Annotated in this window: 19 protein-coding genes; 9 read left to right on the forward strand and 10 right to left on the reverse strand. The window is 69.5% G+C overall.

Going from position 1 to position 16,562, the window contains the following annotated elements:
- Positions 1-133: 133 nt before the first annotated feature.
- The 6 genes from CHC08_RS23070 (at position 134) to CHC08_RS23095 (ending at position 5,091) form a co-directional block, all read left to right on the forward strand.
- Complete coding sequence (locus CHC08_RS23070; protein WP_089209435.1) at positions 134-436, forward strand: urease subunit gamma; 303 nt, start codon at positions 134-136, stop codon at positions 434-436.
- A 48-nt stretch (positions 437-484) separates the two neighbouring features.
- On the forward strand, positions 485-811 hold the full coding sequence (locus CHC08_RS23075) for an urease subunit beta (RefSeq protein WP_089209436.1): 327 nt from the start codon (positions 485-487) through the stop codon (positions 809-811).
- Positions 801-2,516 (forward strand): urease subunit alpha, encoded by a 1,716-nt coding sequence (locus tag CHC08_RS23080; protein ID WP_089209437.1) that lies wholly within the window; start codon positions 801-803, stop codon positions 2,514-2,516. Before CHC08_RS23075 ends, CHC08_RS23080 begins: the two co-directional genes overlap by 11 nt.
- 144 nt (positions 2,517-2,660) lie before the next feature.
- Entirely contained in the window at positions 2,661-3,326 is a 666-nt protein-coding gene (locus CHC08_RS23085; protein WP_089209438.1) for an urease accessory protein UreF, read from the forward strand.
- Positions 3,327-3,347: 21 nt separating this feature from the next.
- Positions 3,348-4,034 carry an urease accessory protein UreG gene (gene ureG / locus CHC08_RS23090; RefSeq protein ID WP_089209439.1) on the forward strand — a complete coding sequence of 229 codons (687 nt, stop codon included), beginning with the start codon at positions 3,348-3,350 and terminating at the stop codon, positions 4,032-4,034.
- Entirely contained in the window at positions 4,021-5,091 is a 1,071-nt protein-coding gene (locus CHC08_RS23095; protein WP_245878485.1) for an urease accessory protein UreD, read from the forward strand. Before ureG ends, CHC08_RS23095 begins: the two co-directional genes overlap by 14 nt.
- A gap of 119 nt (positions 5,092-5,210) precedes the next feature.
- Here CHC08_RS23095 and era read toward each other — a convergent pair whose 3' ends face one another.
- From era to CHC08_RS23130, 7 genes are all read right to left on the reverse strand, one after another.
- Positions 5,211-6,131, reverse strand: coding sequence for a GTPase Era (gene era, locus CHC08_RS23100; protein WP_089209440.1), 921 nt, complete (start codon positions 6,129-6,131; stop codon positions 5,211-5,213).
- A gap of 279 nt (positions 6,132-6,410) precedes the next feature.
- Complete coding sequence (locus CHC08_RS23105) at positions 6,411-6,743, reverse strand: cytidine/deoxycytidylate deaminase family protein (RefSeq protein ID WP_089209441.1); 333 nt, start codon at positions 6,741-6,743, stop codon at positions 6,411-6,413.
- 187 nt (positions 6,744-6,930) lie between these two features.
- Positions 6,931-7,530 (reverse strand): hypothetical protein, encoded by a 600-nt coding sequence (locus CHC08_RS23110; RefSeq protein ID WP_089209442.1) that lies wholly within the window; start codon positions 7,528-7,530, stop codon positions 6,931-6,933.
- Positions 7,531-7,766: 236 nt separating this feature from the next.
- Complete coding sequence (locus tag CHC08_RS23115; protein WP_089209490.1) at positions 7,767-9,071, reverse strand: hemolysin family protein; 1,305 nt, start codon at positions 9,069-9,071, stop codon at positions 7,767-7,769.
- A complete protein-coding gene (gene ybeY, locus CHC08_RS23120) occupies positions 9,068-9,550 on the reverse strand; it encodes an rRNA maturation RNase YbeY (protein ID WP_089209443.1) in 483 nt (160 codons plus the stop codon). The genes CHC08_RS23115 and ybeY overlap by 4 nt, the downstream gene beginning before the upstream one ends.
- Before the next feature lie 7 nt (positions 9,551-9,557).
- A complete protein-coding gene (locus CHC08_RS23125; protein ID WP_143653322.1) occupies positions 9,558-10,622 on the reverse strand; it encodes a PhoH family protein in 1,065 nt (354 codons plus the stop codon).
- Between the two features lie 92 nt (positions 10,623-10,714).
- Positions 10,715-11,068: a histidine triad nucleotide-binding protein gene (locus tag CHC08_RS23130; RefSeq protein WP_089209444.1), complete on the reverse strand. Its 354-nt coding sequence runs from the start codon at positions 11,066-11,068 to the stop codon at positions 10,715-10,717.
- Positions 11,069-11,349: 281 nt separating this feature from the next.
- On the opposite strand from CHC08_RS23130, the gene CHC08_RS23135 reads away from it, so the two are divergent.
- Entirely contained in the window at positions 11,350-11,829 is a 480-nt protein-coding gene (locus tag CHC08_RS23135) for a SigE family RNA polymerase sigma factor (protein ID WP_089209491.1), read from the forward strand.
- Positions 11,826-12,488 carry a hypothetical protein gene (locus tag CHC08_RS23140; RefSeq protein WP_089209445.1) on the forward strand — a complete coding sequence of 221 codons (663 nt, stop codon included), beginning with the start codon at positions 11,826-11,828 and terminating at the stop codon, positions 12,486-12,488. Before CHC08_RS23135 ends, CHC08_RS23140 begins: the two co-directional genes overlap by 4 nt.
- 144 nt (positions 12,489-12,632) lie before the next feature.
- Here CHC08_RS23140 and CHC08_RS23145 read toward each other — a convergent pair whose 3' ends face one another.
- From CHC08_RS23145 to hrcA, 3 genes are read right to left on the reverse strand one after another with little or no spacing between them, the layout of a single operon-like run.
- A complete protein-coding gene (locus CHC08_RS23145) occupies positions 12,633-13,364 on the reverse strand; it encodes a 16S rRNA (uracil(1498)-N(3))-methyltransferase (protein ID WP_089209446.1) in 732 nt (243 codons plus the stop codon).
- Between the two features lie 42 nt (positions 13,365-13,406).
- Positions 13,407-14,546, reverse strand: a complete 1,140-nt coding sequence (gene dnaJ / locus CHC08_RS23150) for a molecular chaperone DnaJ (RefSeq protein ID WP_089209447.1) — start codon at positions 14,544-14,546, stop codon at positions 13,407-13,409.
- A gap of 12 nt (positions 14,547-14,558) precedes the next feature.
- Positions 14,559-15,572: a heat-inducible transcriptional repressor HrcA gene (gene hrcA, locus CHC08_RS23155; RefSeq protein ID WP_089209448.1), complete on the reverse strand. Its 1,014-nt coding sequence runs from the start codon at positions 15,570-15,572 to the stop codon at positions 14,559-14,561.
- A 184-nt stretch (positions 15,573-15,756) separates the two neighbouring features.
- Between hrcA and CHC08_RS23160 the strand changes: the two genes are divergently transcribed.
- Positions 15,757-16,506, forward strand: a complete 750-nt coding sequence (locus tag CHC08_RS23160; RefSeq protein WP_089209449.1) for a hypothetical protein — start codon at positions 15,757-15,759, stop codon at positions 16,504-16,506.
- Positions 16,507-16,562 lie beyond the last annotated feature (56 nt).

A 16,562-nucleotide genomic window follows, 5' to 3' on the forward strand; every position in this document is an offset into this window, starting at 1 on the left:
AAGAGCGGACCCCTTCATGAGAAAGGACCGCTTAGCGCCGTCTCTTTTCCATATTTTGGACATGCAGCACGTGGAAACCAGTTCGACATCGCCGTGCAACATTGTGGAAACCGTCGGTTCTTATGGTCCGGGAATGCGGCTCACACCACACGAGCAGGAACGCCTGCTCATCCACGTCGCCGCCGGTGTCGCCCGTGACCGCAGGTCCCGGGGCCTCCGGCTCAACCATCCCGAGGCCACCGCGATCATCGCCTCCTTCCTCATGGAGGGGGCCAGAGACGGGCAGACCGTCGCCTACCTGATGGAGGCGGGCCGCAAGGTCCTGTCCCGGCAGGACGTCATGGACGGCGTGCCCGAGATGCTGGCCTCGGTGCAGATCGAGGCCACCTTCCCCGACGGCACCAAGCTCGTCACCGTCCACCAGCCGATCCCATGATCCTCAAAGATCGGCACCCGGCGAGTTCCCAAGGAGCGGTGAGCGCCGATGACACCCGGTGAGATCCAGTACGGCGAGGCGCCCATCCCGCTCAACCCGGGCCGCGAGCGCGTCACCGTCCGCGTCGTCAACACCGCCGACCGGCCGATCCAGGTCGGGTCGCACTACCACTTCGCCGCGTGCAACCCCGGGCTGGCGTTCGACCGCCAGGCGGCCTGGGGCACCCGCCTCGACATTCCCGCCGGCACGGCGGCGCGGTTCGAGCCGGGCGTCGAGCGCGACGTGACCCTCGTGCCGATCGCCGGGAACCGGATCGTCCCCGGGCTCCGCTCCGAGTGGGCCGGACCTCTCGACGGGAGCCCCCATGTTCATTGAACGATCACGTTACGCCGCGCTCTACGGCCCCACCGTCGGCGACCGGATCAGGCTGGCCGACACCGACCTGCTCATCGAGGTCACCGAGGACCTGTCGATGGGGCCCTCGGGGGCGGGCGACGAGGCCGTGTTCGGCGGCGGCAAGGTCATCAGGGAGTCGATGGGCCAGGCCAGGACCACCAGGGCCGAGGGCTCGCCCGACCTGGTGATCACCGGTGCGGTGGTCCTCGACCACTGGGGCGTGGTCAAGGCCGACATCGGGATCAGGAGCGGCCGGATCGTCGCGATCGGCAAGGCCGGCAACCCCGACACCATGGACGGCATCCACCCCGACCTGGTCATCGGCCCCTCGACCGAGATCCTCTCGGGCAACGGGAAGATCCTGACCGCCGGGGCGATCGACTCCCACGTCCACCTCATCTGCCCGCAGATCCTGGACGAGGCCCTCGCCGCGGGGGTGACGACCATCGTCGGCGGCGGCACGGGCCCCGCCGAGGGCACCAAGGCCACCACGGTGACCGGCACCTGGTATCTCGCCCGGATGCTGGAGTCCCTCGACTCCTATCCGATCAACGTCGCGTTGCTCGGCAAGGGCAACACGGTCAGCAGGGAGGGCCTGTACGAGCAGCTGCGCGCCGGGGCCTCCGGCTTCAAGCTGCACGAGGACTGGGGCACCACCCCGGCCGCCATCGACGCCTGCCTGTCGGTCGCCGACGCCACCGGCACCCAGGTGACGATCCACACCGACACCCTGAACGAGGCCGGGTTCGTGGAGTCGACGCTGGCGGCGATCGGCGACCGGATGATCCACGCCTACCACACAGAGGGGGCGGGAGGCGGTCACGCGCCGGACATCATCCAGGTCGCCTCCTACCGCAACATCCTGCCCTCCTCGACCAATCCGACCCGCCCGCACACCATCAACACGCTGGACGAACACCTCGACATGCTGATGGTCTGCCACCATCTCAACCCCTCCATCCCCGAGGACCTGGCCTTCGCCGAGTCCCGGATCCGGCCGTCCACGATGGCGGCCGAGGACGTGCTGCACGACATGGGCGCGATCTCGATGATCGGCTCGGACTCCCAGGCGATGGGCCGGGTGGGTGAGACGATCATCCGGACCTGGCAGACCGCGCACGTGATGAAGCGCCTCCGGGGCGCGCTGCCGGGCGACGGCGGCGCGGACAACCTCCGTGCCCGGCGCTACGTCGCCAAATACACGATCTGCCCGGCGGTGGCCCACGGCCTGGACGGCGAGGTCGGCTCGGTCGAGGTCGGCAAGCTGGCCGACCTGGTCCTGTGGGATCCCGCCTTCTTCGGGATCAAACCGGACCTGGTGGTCAAGGGCGGCGTGATCTCCTACGCCCAGATGGGCGACGCCAACGCCTCCATCCCGACCCCCCAGCCGGTCATGCCCCGCCCGATGTTCGGCGCCTCTCCCGTCACCGCCGCCGCCACCTCGGTCCACTTCGTCGCCCCGCTGGCGATCGAGGACGGCCTGGCCGACCGGCTGGCCGTACGGCGGCGCCTGCTTCCGGTGGCCGACGTCCGCCGCCGGGGCAAGGAGAGCATGCCGCTCAACGACGCCATGCCCAGGATCGACGTGGATCCCGACACCTTCGCCGTCCGCGTGGACGGCGACCTGATCGAACCCGCCCCGGTCGAGTCCCTGCCCATGACCCAGCGTTACTTCCTGTTCTGATGCACGCCGCACCGCTGCCGGGAGTCGGTCGGCTCCCCGCCGGGGGCCACGGACTCGGGAGGCTCTTCTGATGCACGCCACGCTGCCGCCGGCCGATCCCCGGCTCACCTCCGGGGATCACGGGCACTCGGGAGGCGTCTTCTGATGCACGCCGCACTGTTGCTACTGGCCGACTCCCGGCTCCCCGCCGGGGGTCACGGGCACTCGGGGGGCGTCGAGGAGGCGGTCAGGATCGGCGCGATCCACGACCTGCCCAGCCTCGCCGCGTTCCTGCGGGGGCGCCTGGCCACCACCGGCCTGGTGACGGCCGCTCTCGCGGCGGCGGCCTGCGCGTACGGATCGTCCGCGAGCCGTACGGGATGGATCCGGCTGAACGCGGAGGCCGACGCCAGGACCTCCTCCCCCGCCCAGCGGGACGCCGGCCGTACGCAGGGCAGGCTGCTGCTGCGGACCGCCCGGCGGATCTGGCCGTCACCGGCGCTCGACGTCCTGGCGGAGAGCCTGCCGCAGGGCGCCCATCATCCGGTGGCGCTCGGCGCGGTGGCGTCCGCGGCGGGGTGCGTCCCCGGAGAGGCCGCTCTGGCGGCCGCCTACACCGCCGTCACCGGCCCGGCCACCGCGGCGGTACGGCTGCTCGGCCTCGACCCGGTCGCGGTCCACGGCCTCCTCGCCGGCCTCGCTCCGGACCTGGAGCGGATCGCGGCCACCGCCCCTACCGACTGGGAGGCGCTGCCCGCGCACGCCGCCCCCGCGCTCGACCTGCTCGCCGAACGTCATATCCGCGCCGAGTTGAGGCTTTTCGTCTCCTGACCAGTTAAGGACGGTGACCCCATGGGCGCCAACCACGACGACCACCATCACGCGGCCGACCCGCACGGCCGGGCGCTGCGCCTGGGCATCGGAGGCCCCGTCGGCAGCGGCAAGACCGCGCTGACCGCGGCGCTGTGCCGGACCCTCGGCCAGAGCCTGCGCCTGGGCGTGGTGACCAACGACATCTACACCACCGAGGACGCCGACTTCCTGCGGAAGGCGGGCGTGCTCGATCCGGAGCGGATCGCCGCGGTGCAGACCGGGTGCTGCCCGCACACCGCCATCCGCGACGACATCGCGGCCAACCTCGACGCGGTGGAGACCCTGGAGGAGCGGTTCGGCCCGCTCGACCTGGTGATCGTGGAGAGTGGCGGTGACAACCTCACCGCCACCTTCAGCAGGGGCCTGGCCGACAGGCAGATCTTCGTGCTGGACGTGTCGGGGGGCGACAAGGTCCCTCGCAAGGGTGGTCCCGGCGTGACGACGGCCGACCTGCTCGTGATCAACAAGACCGACCTCGCCCCGATGGTCGGCGCGGACCTCACGGTCATGTCCCGCGACGCGGCGGCCGTACGGGACGGCAGGCCCGTGCTGTTCACCTCGGTCAGGGAGGAGCCGGGCGCGCACGCGGTCGCGACGTGGGTCAGCGGCCTCGTCGAGTCCTGGGTCCGCGACCACGGCCACGAGCCCGACCATGTCCCCGCCTGACCGGCTCGCCATGACCTCACCCGCTCACGGCATCACCGCGCCCCCACCCGATTCCGGCAACGCCGGACCGGAAACCACCGCTCTTATCGAAATAACCAAAAACCATCCCGCCCCCGGCGGCGCCGCCGCGATCCCACCGGGCCTCGACGAGGCCATCGGGATCTCGTCCGGCCCTGACGGCACCGTCATGATCTCTCCCAGCCCCGGCGACGCCGCCACGATCCCGTCCGGCCGTCACGACATCGCCACGGTCTCCCCCCACCCTGGCGACACGATCCCGTACACCACCGCGACCCCACCTCGGCGATCAGGGCCGGGAGCGGCCCCTCGGCGTTCGATGAGGGCTCGGGCGGCGATCGTCACCGAACGCGACGCGGACGGCCGGACCCTGCTCGCCACGATGCGGTCCGATCCGCCGATCACGTTGCGCAGGACCGGGCCGGGTCAGGTGCACCTGGTGTCCACCGCGGCGGGACCGCTCGGCGGTGACGACCTCGCGCTCGACATCGAGGTGGCGCCGGGCACCGCGCTGGACGTACGGTCGGTCGCGAGCACGCTGGTGCTGCCCGGCGCCGCCGGGGGCGGGTCACTGATGACGGTCACCGCCCGGGTCGGGGCGGGGGCGTCACTGCGCTTCACGCCCGAGCCGACGGTGCTGGCCGTGGGCTGCCTGCACCGCATGGTCGTACGGCTGACACTCGCCGAGGACGCGCGGGTGTTCTGGCGCGAGGAGATCGTCTTCGGCAGGTACGGCGAGCGGCCCGGCAGCTGCCACTCCCGCTTCGACGCCACGTTCGCGGGCGGCCCGCTGCTCCGGCAGGAGTTCGTGGTGGGCGAACCGGCGATCGACGGCAGCCCCGCCGTCTACGGCGACGCCCGCTGCGTCGGCAGCACCCTGATGACCGGACGGGCGCCCGAGCCGGTCATCGGTGACGGCTGGGCGGTTCTTCCCCTGGCCGGACCGGGCACCCTGGTCTCCGCCCTCGGCCGGGACGCCGTGGAGCTGCGGCAGCGCCTGCTGCGGGGCGAGGCGGCAGCCGTAAAGCGTCAGCCGTAGGAGGCCGATCGTGAAGCGTCAGCCGTCGATCGATGCCGAGGTCTCATGCCTCGATCGTCAGGTGTCAGCCCTGGATCATGAGACATGGGCATGGATCGTGAGGACCGAGATACGAGGCGTCAGTCGTAGAAACCCAGGCGGCGCAGCTGCTTGGGGTCGCGCTGCCAGTCCTTGGCGACGCTGATCCGCAGGTCGAGGTAGACCCGGGTGCCGAGCAGCGCCTCGATCTGTGTGCGGGCGCGGCTGCCGACGTCCTTGAGCCGGCTGCCCTTGTGCCCGATCACAATGGCCTTCTGGGACGAGCGCTCGACGAACATGTGCGCGTAGATGTCGAGCAGATCTTCGCGACCCTCCCTGGGCGCCATCTCGTCGACGACGACCGCGATCGAGTGCGGCAGCTCGTCACGAACGCCCTCCAGGACCGCCTCCCGGATCAACTCGCCCACCAGCACCTGCTCGGGCTCGTCGGTGAGCTGACCGCCCTCGTACAGCGGCGGGCTCTTTGGGAGGCGTTTGATCAGAACGTCGGCCAGCACGTCGAGTTGCTCCCCCGACTTCGCCGAGACCGGGACGATCTCGGCGAACTCCGCGAGCCGGGAGACCGCGAGCAACTGCTCGGCGATCTGCTCCCGGCTCGCCAGGTCGCACTTGCTCACCACGGCGACGACCGGAGTCTTCTTGATCGCGGCGAGCTTCTCCGCGATGAACCGGTCGCCCTTGCCGATGGGCTCGTTGGCGGGCACGCAGAAACCGATCACGTCGACCTCGGTCAGCGTGGACAGCACCAGGCTGTCCAGCCGCTCGCCCAGCAGCGTGCGGGGCCGGTGAAAGCCCGGCGTGTCCACGATGATGAGCTGGGAGTCGGCGCGGTGCACGATGCCACGGATGGCGCGGCGGGTGGTCTGGGGCTTGGATGAGGTGATCGCCACCTTCGTGCCGACCAACGCGTTCATCAGCGTGGACTTGCCGACGTTGGGCCGGCCGACGAAGCAGGCGAAACCGGCATGGAAATCAGCAGCTGAGGAACTCACGTCAACCATTGTCGCCGATGTCGACCTCAGCTCTGACGCATCCACCGTCGCGACGGTCCCAACCCTGGCACAACAGGCCATCGCCGCGGACCCCGATCCTGACGCGACACGCCACCGCGACCGGTCCCGGCCGGACGCGAGGCGCCATCTCGAACGACCACAGCCCTGACCTGACCTGCCGTCGTCCCAGCCGGACGCGAGACGCCGGCACGATCGACCCCAAGCCCTGACACGCCTACCGTCGCAGACCGGTCGCACTCCTGACGCGAGACGCCGGAGCGACCGCTCTCAGCTCTGACGCAGTGTGCCGTCGGGATCGGCCACGAGCAGTGTCCTGCCGCCCAGATCGCGGACCGCCTGCGCGTCGGCGTCGGCCGGTCCGTCTCCCGCGGTGACCAGCGCGGCCGCCTCCAGGGACTCGGCACCGCTGGACACGGCCATCGCCACGGCGACCTGCAGTGCCGACAACGTCAGTGACGGCAGCGCCACATTCGTCGCCGAGTAGGTCCGGCCGGTCTCGTCACGTACGGCCGCACCCTCGGCCGTGCCGTTGCGGGCGCGGGCGGAACGGGCCAGAACGATGATTTTGTTGTCCTCGGGATCGAGGGTCGCGTCACTCACGGCACAAGAGTATTCAGCTCGTGGGAGGCGGTGCGACCCCGGCCGGGCCGCAATCCGGGCAGGTCAGCCTCGAACCGGTCAGGTCGATCAGGTCGGGCCGCGGTCCGGTCAGACCGGTCGTGGTCAGGCCACAGCTCTGCGGGCCAGGCCACAGCCCCGTCGGGGCGACCGGGTCAGGCCGGTCGGGTCAGGCCCCGGCCCGGTCGAGCAGGAAGTGGGCGAGCTGCCGGGTGCGCCCGACGTCGACGCGCGAGATCCCGGCGTGCACCAGCGAGACCAGCGTGCTCCCCGCCCGGGCGAAGACCAGGTGCATCTCGTAGGGATATCCGTTCAGCCGGCCTCTCAGCCGCCTGGCCTGCACCTCATCGCCGACCCCTCTCAGCTTCAGGGGGGAGACCCTGAAGGAGGTGCCCTTACCCGCCCGGGGGCTCGCCGCCACCGGACAGCTGCCCAGCGCCCTGGTGAGTTCGGCGAAGTGGGCCTTGGCGTCATCGCCCGTGTACGACGCCAGGCCGACCCCGGCCAGCTCGCCCAGCTTGTCGCCCGGGTAAGTCACGGCGACCCGGGCCCCCGGAGCCCACTGCGGCGGACTGCCTCCGGCCGTGTCGAGAACGAGCCGGCAGTCACTGCCGACCGGCCGGAACGGCGTCTTCCACCCGTCACGCTGCCGGGCGGAGAAACCGTCCGGGAGTTCCTTCGGTTCTTTCAGCAGTCCTCGTAGCCGTGCCAACTCCTCACCCGGATTCGCAGCGGTGCCGGGCCCCATCTTGTCGGCACCGCAGTTCACCAAAGAACCCGATAAAAGCCCACAGATCACCACTAAAGCGGCAATACACGTCCTCCGCGCCATGATTATTCCCCCGATGTTACGTGCGGGGTTTTTGTCCCCGCCGCCCGCTTTCCTCCCTTCCCCATTGGCAAAAGCGGCAATCATCAGGAAACGCCTAAGGGCGCCCTCAACCGCACGACACGGCAGAGAACGCCCTTAAGTGAGCAACACGGAGAAGATCGGTCGTACTGCCGTCACTTCCGCTCGGTGGAAGCCGAAACCGAGTCAGGCTCGGCCGGAGCGACTCGCCTGACGAGAACCGTGCCGATCCGGTTGCGACGCCCGGCGAGACTCTCGGCCGTCAGGCTGAGCCCCTCCACCACGGCCTCGGAACCGGCGATCGGCACCCTGCCCAGCGCGTGCGCCAGCAGGCCGCCGACGGTCTCCACGTCGTCCACCTCAAGCTCGACGGCGAACAGGTCCGCGAGATCGCCCACCGGGAGCCGGGCGGTCACCCGGACCGAACCGTCCTCGAGCGACTCCACCCGGGGAGCCTCCTGGTCGTATTCGTCGGCGATCTCACCGACGATCTCCTCCAGGACGTCCTCGATCGTGACCAGTCCGGCCGTGCCGCCGTACTCGTCGATGACGATGGCCTGGTGGATCTGGCGGGCCTGCATCTCCCGGAGGAGCTGGTCGATCGGCTTGCTCTCCGGCACGTAGGTGGCCGGACGCATGATCGACTCGACCGACTCGGCACGACCGTCGTCCCCGGTGTCCTGCACCCGGCGCGCGATGTCCTTGAGATAGGCGATGCCTATGACGTCGTCCTCGTTCTCGCCGACCACGGGGATCCGCGAGAAGCCGCTGCGCAGGGCGAGCGACAGGCTCTGGCTCAGCGTCTTGCCGCGCTCGATGAACACCATGTCGGTGCGGGGCACCATGACCTCGCGGACCAGGGTGTCGCCGAGCTCGAAGACCGAGTGGATCATCTCCCGCTCGTCGGGCTCGATGACCCGGCGCTCCTCGGCCAGGTCGACCAGGTCCCGCAGCTCGGCCTCGGAGGTGAACGGCCCCTCCCTGAAGCCCTTACCGGGCGTCACGGCGTTGCCGAGCAGTATGAGGAGCTTGGGGAGGGGCCCGAAGATCCGGGTCAGGCCGTACACCACGGGCGCGCTGGCGAGCGCGATCGGCTCGGCGTGCTGGCGGCCCAGGGTGCGTGGAGAGACCCCGACGATCACGTAGCTGACCACGATCATGATCGCCGCCGCGGCGGCGTAGGCCCAGCCCTGGTCACCGAGCCAGTCGATGAACAGCAGCGTCACGATCACCGTGGCGAGCAGCTCGCAGCTCAACCGGAGCAGGAGCAGCAGGTTGAGGTAGCGCGGCGGGTCCGCGACGATCGCCTGCAGGCGCACCGCGCCCCGGCGCCCGTCACGGACGAACTCCTCGGCGCGCACCCGTGAGATACGGGTCAGGGCCGTCTCCGCGCTCGCGATCAACCCGCCGACCACGACAAGGAAGACGGCCGAGAACAACCACCCGTTGGTGATGTTCACCGCTGGGGGCGCACCTCCCGCCACGACTCGAGAAGCTCGCCCTGGAGGCCGAACATCTCCTTGTGCTCGTCAGGTTCGGCGTGGTCGTAGCCGAGCAGGTGGAGGATGCCGTGCGTGCACAGCAGTTCCAGCTCCGCCTCGGTGCTGTGCCCGGCCTCGGCCGCCTGCTTGGCGGCCACCTGCGGGCAGAGCACCACGTCGCCGAGGAGCGCGGGATCGGTGGGGACGTCCCCCTCGTGCCGGGGCCCGGGGCCGGGGCCCGGACGCAGCTCGTCCATCGGGAAGGCGAGGACGTCGGTCGGGCCCGGCTCACCCATCCACTGCTCGTGCAGCACCGACATCGCCTCCTCGTCGACGATGAGGATGGACAGCTCGGCGAGCGGGTTGATGCCCATCCGCTCCAGCACGTGCCCGGCCAGCGAGACGATAAGCCCCTCGTCGACCTCGACGCCGGACTCGTTGTTGACCTCGGTGCTCATTGCTCGCTCATGTTCTCTCCCGGGAGCGCTTGACGACGCCCTTGATCGCCTGCGGCGCGTTCTGCCGTTGAATCTCGTCGTAACGCCCATAGGCGTCCACGATGTCGCCCACCAGCTTGTGACGTACCACGTCCGCACTGGTCAGACGGCTGAAGTGGATGTCGGAGACCCCCTCGAGGATATCTTGCACCACCCTCAGACCGCTCTGCGTGCCGTTGGGCAGGTCGACCTGGGTGACGTCACCGGTTACAACGATCTTCGAGTTGAAGCCCAGCCGCGTCAGGAACATCTTCATCTGCTCGGGCGAGGTGTTCTGCGCCTCGTCGAGGATGATGTAGGCGTCGTTGAGCGTGCGGCCGCGCATGTAGGCGAGGGGTGCGACCTCGATCGTGCCCGCGGCCATCAGCCGGGGGATCGAGTCGGGGTCGAGCATGTCGTGCAGGGCGTCGTACAGCGGACGCAGGTAGGGGTCGATCTTCTCGTAGAGCGTGCCGGGCAGGAAGCCCAGCCGCTCGCCCGCCTCGACCGCGGGGCGGGTGAGAATGATCCTGGTGACCTTCTTGTCCTGCAGCGCCCTTACGGCCTTCGCCATGGCGAGATAGGTCTTGCCCGTGCCCGCAGGACCGATGCCGAAGACGATGGTGAACTTGTCGATCGCGTCGACGTAACGCTTCTGGTTCACGGTCTTCGGCCGGATGGTCCGGCCGCGCGAGGAGATGATGTCCAGGGAGAGCACCTCGGCCGGACGGTCGGAGGTCATGCGCAGCATCGCGATGCTGCGCTCCACCGCGTCCGCCGTGAGCTCCGTGCCCCCGCGGACGAGCTCGGCCAGCTCCTCGAAGAGGCGCACCACCGCGCTGCTCTCCTCAGGGCTGCCAGTGACGGTGATCTCGTTGCCCCGGACGTGGATGTCGGCGCGGAAGGCGCCCTCGATGACGCGCAGCAGCTCGTCGCGCGAGCCCAGCAGGCTGACCATCGAATGATCGTCCGGAATCACTACCTTTGCCTGGGTCCGGCTTGGACCTTTGGATCTTGGCGATGGGGTTCTGCTGGAATCGTATGTCTCGGACATGGGCGGGCCTTACGGCCTGTTCGCCTCCAGATATCGACGTAGGACTTCAACGCCATCGTATCCGTGATCGACAGGATCGTGCCTTCGGGTTTTCACCCGGGCGGCCAGGTCAGCCCGCGCCCTCCGAGGACGTGCGCGTGCACGTGGAAGACGGTCTGGCCTGCGCCGGGGCCCGTGTTGAAGACCATCCGGTAACCGGAGCCGGCGACGCCCTCCTGCTCCGCGACCGCGTGCGCCGTCCTGAGCACCTCGTCGGCCAGCCCGTGGTCGGCGGCCGCCAGGGCCGCCGCGTCCGGGTAGTGGTCCTTGGGGATCACGAGCGCGTGGGTCGGCGCCTGCGGGTTGACATCCCGGAACGCCAGCGTGCGATCCGTCTCGTAGACGATCTCCGCCGGGATCTCCTTGGCGACGATTCTGCAGAATAGGCAGTCGGTTTCGCTTACCATGCAGGCACCCTACCCCCGAGGACGTTGCGAATCGGTGATGGTTAGCCGTCCGCAAACAAAGATCCACCCGGATATGGTGAGTATGCAAAACTTCAACGATGACAGACCGCTGTGACTAGCAGGATATGGCCGCCTGGCGAGGACACGACTGGCTCATGCCCCCTAATGAACCGGAAGAACGTAAACCGTCTGGGAAGGCCGCGCGTCCCACTGATGTGACCACCGAGACTCTCGTGGCCGACAGGTCGCTCGGGGCGGTGCCCGTCGGGTGGGATGCCGATATGGCCGTTACCGCGCTCTACAGCGCGCACTATCGGTCTCTTGTGCGTCTCGCCGTCCTCCTCGTCCGCGATATGGCAACCGCGGAAGAGGTCGTGCAGGACGCGTTCGTCGCCATTCATGGCGCCTGGCGCAGACTGCGTGACACCGACAAGGCTCTTGCCTACTTGCGCCAATCGGTCGTCAACCGATCGCGCTCGGTGCTTCGGCACCGGGCGGTCGTGGAGAAGTACGCGCCCAAGGGCATGCCGGACGCGCCGAGCGCCGAGAACGGGGCGATCGGCGAGTTCGAGAGGTCCGCCGTCATCGAGGCGCTCCGCGGCCTGCCCACACGCCAGCGTGAGGCACTGGTTCTGCGCTACTACGGAGATCTGTCCGAAGCGCAGATCGCCCATGCGATGGGCATCAGCAAAGGCGCCGTCAAGAGTCACACGGCTCGCGGGATGGCCGCCCTACGAACATCACTGGAGCAACTGTCATGACCGACTCCCCGGATGAGTACGGCGAGCTGCTCCGCCGTGCCCTCAGCGCGGAGGCGAACTCGGTCGTTCCCTCCCCGGATGGACTGGAGATCATCCGCGCTCGCGTAGAAAGACGCGGACTCCGCGGGCTGATGTGGTGGCGCGCCGGAGCCTCCGTAGCGGGAGTCGTCCTCGTCGCGGCCACCGTCGTCATGGTGGTCCCGCAGTTCCGTGAGCAGGTGATCCCACAGTTCCGCACCGGAGAGGTCAACTACACCGAGACGACCCCGCCCGCGGACGGTTCCGCCACCTCACGCCCCCCGTCGAACCAGGGGGTGCAGCCACCGCCGCCCATCGTCAAGTCGACCGCGCCGGCGCCCCTGCCCACTCAGTCCAGGAGCTTCGCCCCGAGCGTCAAGCCGACGCCGAGGCCCACCGTCAAGGCCACGCCTTCGCCGACCTGCCCGACCTCCACCAGCAAGCCGGTCCCGCCCGAGGAAACCCCCGAGCAGTGCGAGGAGACCGAGACCCCGACGCCGACGCCGACACCGACGATTCTGGAGCCCCCGGTCTCCCCGGTGAACCCATGTCCGCTCGCGGAGTGCCCGCCTCCGGACGACCCGGCGCCCCCGCTGCCGACGGAGGCGAGCACGCCCGTCCCCACCCCCGTGGGCAGCTAGGGTCCAGCGCGAAGGGGCTCCGGTGCTACGGCCGCGCCCCGCGCGAGAAGCCTTCCATCGTGGTGGGCACGGAGTGAGCGCCGACCACCACGGCCTTGGCCGGAGGCTTCATCGCGAGAGGGCGCCGTCCGGACCGCGGAAAGATCACCAGCGGCCGGTACGCGTCTGGAGCACGGCCACCGCGGCGACCCCCGCGGTCGAGGTGCGCAGCACCGTCGGCCCGAGCAGCGCCGGTACGGCTTTCGCCTCGTGGAACGCGGCGATCTCCTCTGCGGAGACCCCGCCCTCGGGGCCGACCACCACGACGATGTCGCCGTCGCCGGGAAGCCGCAGGGTCGAGAGCGGGGAGGCCGCCTCCTCATGCAGCACGATGCCCAGCGCCGCCGCGGAAAGCAGCTCGGCGACCTTCGCGGTGGTGGCGAGTTCGAGCACCTCGGGCAGGTGGAAGCGGCGGGACTGCTTGCCCGCCTCCCGCGCCGTGGACCGCCAGCGGGCCAGCGATTTGGCCGCCCGCTCACCCTTCCACTGGGTGACGCACCTGGCCGCGGCCCAGGGCACGATCACGTCGGCTCCCGCCTCGGTCATCATCTCCACGGCCAGCTCCCCTCGGTCACCCTTGGGCAGTCCCTGGACCACCACCAGGCGAGGGCGCGGTGCGGGCACGTCGTAGCGGCGCAGCACCTCGACCCGGAGCGAGTCCCTGTCGGCGGACAGGACCACGCACTCGGCCACGGCGCCCGCGCCGTCGGTCAGATCGAGCCGTTCTCCGGCTCGCAACCGCCGTACGGCCGCCGCGTGACGTCCCTCCGAGCCGCCGAACGTGAACTCCGCCAGCGCCAGATCGGCCGGCTCGGCCAGGAAGACCGGAGCCGTCATCGGCCGTCGGAGCCGTGCGGCCGGGCCCGGGAGGGGCCCCGCTCAGCGGCCATTGAACGCGTCTCGCAGGCGGGAGAAGAAGCTCTGCTGCCCGGGGGCGAACTTGCCGGGCGGGCGCTCTTCCCCGCGGAGCCTGGCGAGCTCGCGCATGAGCTCCTCCTGTGCCGCGTCAAGGCGAGAGGGGGTCTCGATGTTGACGTGGATCAGCAGGTCGCCCCGGCCGCTCTCGTTGAGGTGCTGGATGCCGCGGCTGTAGAGCGGAATGGTCTGGCCCGACTGCGTGCCGGGCCGGATGTCCAGCTCCTCGGGACCGTCGAGCGTCTCCATCGTCAGGATGGTGCCGAGGGAGGCCGCGGTCATCGGGATCTGCACGGTGCAGTGCAGGTCGTCGCCACGACGCTCGAAGATCTCGTGCGGGCGCTCGACGATCTCCAGGAACAGGTCTCCGGGCGGGCCGCCGCCCGGGCCGATCTCACCTTCACCGGCGAGCTGGATGTGGGTGCCGTCCTCCACACCCGCCGGGATGCGGACCTTGATGGTCCGCCGCGTGCGAACCCGGCCGTCGCCGGAGCACTCCTGGCAGGGGTTGCGGATGATCGAACCGAAACCGCCACACTGGGGGCAGGGCCGGGAGGTCATGACCTGGCCGAGGAAGGACCGGGTGACCTGGGACACCTCACCGCGTCCGTGACACATGTCACAGGTGTCGGGATGGGTGCCGGCCGCCGCGCCGGAGCCCGTGCAGACCTCGCAGAGCACGGCGGTGTCGACGACCAGCTCGCGGGTGGTGCCGAAGGCCGACTCGCTCAGGTCGAGCTCGACCCGGATGGTGGCGTTGCGCCCGCGGCGGGCCCGTGAACGGGGGCCGCGGCCACCGCCGCCCGCCGCGCCGAAGAAGGCGTCCATGATGTCGCTGAACGGGAAACCCGCGCCGAAGCCGCCGGCCCCGGCACCCGCGCCCGAGGCGAACGGATCGGCGCCCATGTCGTACATCTGCCGCTTGTTGGAGTCTGACAGGACCTCATAGGCCTGCGTGATCTCCTTGAACCTCTCCTGGGTCTCAGGGTCGGGGTTCACGTCGGGATGCAGCTCCCGCGCCAGGCGCCGGTAGGCCTTCTTGATCTCTTCCGCACTGGCGTCACGACGCACCCCGAGGGTGCCGTAGTAGTCACTCTTAGCCACTTAGTTGACCTCTTAGGATGCAGCCAGAATTTGGCTGACGTAACGTGCCACCGCGCGCACCGCGCCCATCGTGACCGGGTAGTCCATTCGCGTCGGACCCAGCACACCGAGCCGGGCCAGCTGCTTGTCTCCTGAACCGTATCCAGCCGCGACGATCGACGTGCCCTGGAGTCCGGTATAGGGGTTTTCCGAGCCTATCCGCACTGTCAGCGCTGACAGATCGGACGTCTCGCCGAGCAGGCGCATGAGCACGACCTGCTCTTCCAGCGCCTCCAGCACGTCACGGAGCCCGACGGTGAAGTCGGCCCCCGCGAGGTTGGCGGCCCCGGCAAAAACAATCTTTTCATCGTGCCGGTCCACAAGGGACTCCAGCAGCACCGACAGAATCGTCGCCGCGAGCGGTCTGTCCTCGGCCGCGAGGCGCGCGGGCAGATCGACGACCTTGTCGGGGACGCTGGTGAGACCGCATCCGTCCAGGGAGGAGTTGAGCATCGCCCGCAGATGGGCGACACGGGCCTCGTCGACCGTCTCGTGCAGCTCGACCACGCGCTGCTCGACCCGTCCCGTGTTGGTGATGAGCACGAACATCAGCCGCCGCTCGCTCAGCGGGACCAGCTCGACATGGCGGACCGTGGAGTTGGTCAGCGTGGGGTATTGCACCACCGCCACCTGACGGGTCAGCTGCGCCAGCAGCCGTACCGTGCGCATGACGACGTCGTCGATGTCCACGGCACCGGCCAGGAAGGTCTCGATGGCCTTCCTCTCCGCGCTCGACAGCGGCTTCACCTGAGAGAGCCGGTCGACGAACAGCCGGTAGCCCTTGTCGGTGGGCACCCGGCCGGCACTGGTGTGGGGCTGGGCGATGTAGCCCTGCTCCTCCAGCACCGCCATGTCGTTGCGGATGGTCGCGGGCGACACACCCAGGTTGTGCCGCTCGACGAGAGCCTTGGAACCCACCGGCTCATTGGTGGACACGTAGTCCTCGACAATGGCGCGAAGCACCGCGAGCTTCCGGTCGTCGACCAACGTGCTCACCTCCCTGCCTGCGTCCGAAGGGGGAAACCACAGGTCTGGCACTCAGTGTTCCCGAGTGCCAAGTGTACGGCCCACGGCCGCGAGGTGCGATAACAGGAGGGGCAGATGATCGGACCAAGCCGTCGTCAAGTCAACTGCTATCGCTATCCAAGCGGCACCAACCACAATTTGGCACATGTCCCACGATTTCGGTCCTTCCTCGGGTGACGCATCCACGCGCGCACCCGGTTACGGCGTTTCTCAGCAGCCATATGGCCAGCAGCAGTACCAGAACGGCCCCTCCTACGGTTATGCCCCTCCCGGTCCCGGTTACGGCACTCCCCAGGGCTCTTCGCCCAGGGCGAAGATCAAGCCCAGCATCGGCTGGATCGTCGGCGTCTGGCTGGTCGCGGTGCTCAGCGTGATCGTCGGCATCGGCGGTTTCGTCGGCGGCGTCTTCGGCGCGCTCGGGGACGTCCTGCCCGCCACGTCCTTCGGCTCGGGCAAGACCGTCACGGTCAAGCTCGACCCCGCGGCCGGTTCCGTCATCTACGTCTCCACGACCGGGCCCACCGATTTCGAGTGCGCGTTCCAGGGCGGTCCGGGAACCGCCACGCTCACGCGGCCGCAGGGCCAGCAGACCGTCACCGTCAACGGCGTCAGCTGGGAGATGGGCCTGCTGGTAGGGGTCGACAAGGCGGGTGACTACCGGCTCACCTGCACCGCCGACGAGGCGGCCGGCACCGAGTTCGGCGTGGGCAAGGAACTCTCCACCGACTCGCTGGTGGGCGGGGTGATCGCCCTGTTCGCGGTGCCGAGCGGCGGACTCCTGCTGGCCGTCATCGTGACGATCGTCGTGCTGGTGAGGCGGAGCGGCGCCCGCAGGCGCCAGGCCGAGGCCGCGTCGGCGGGGCAGTGGGGTCCTCAGGGACCGTACGGCGGGTGATCCCGGCTTTTGCTAACGTCCATCTGGTTCCTGGCGCGAGGTGGTGGGCGGTCGGT

The sequence above is a fragment of the Streptosporangium subroseum genome, assembly GCF_900188345.1.
GTDB lineage: Bacteria > Actinomycetota > Actinomycetes > Streptosporangiales > Streptosporangiaceae > Streptosporangium > Streptosporangium subroseum.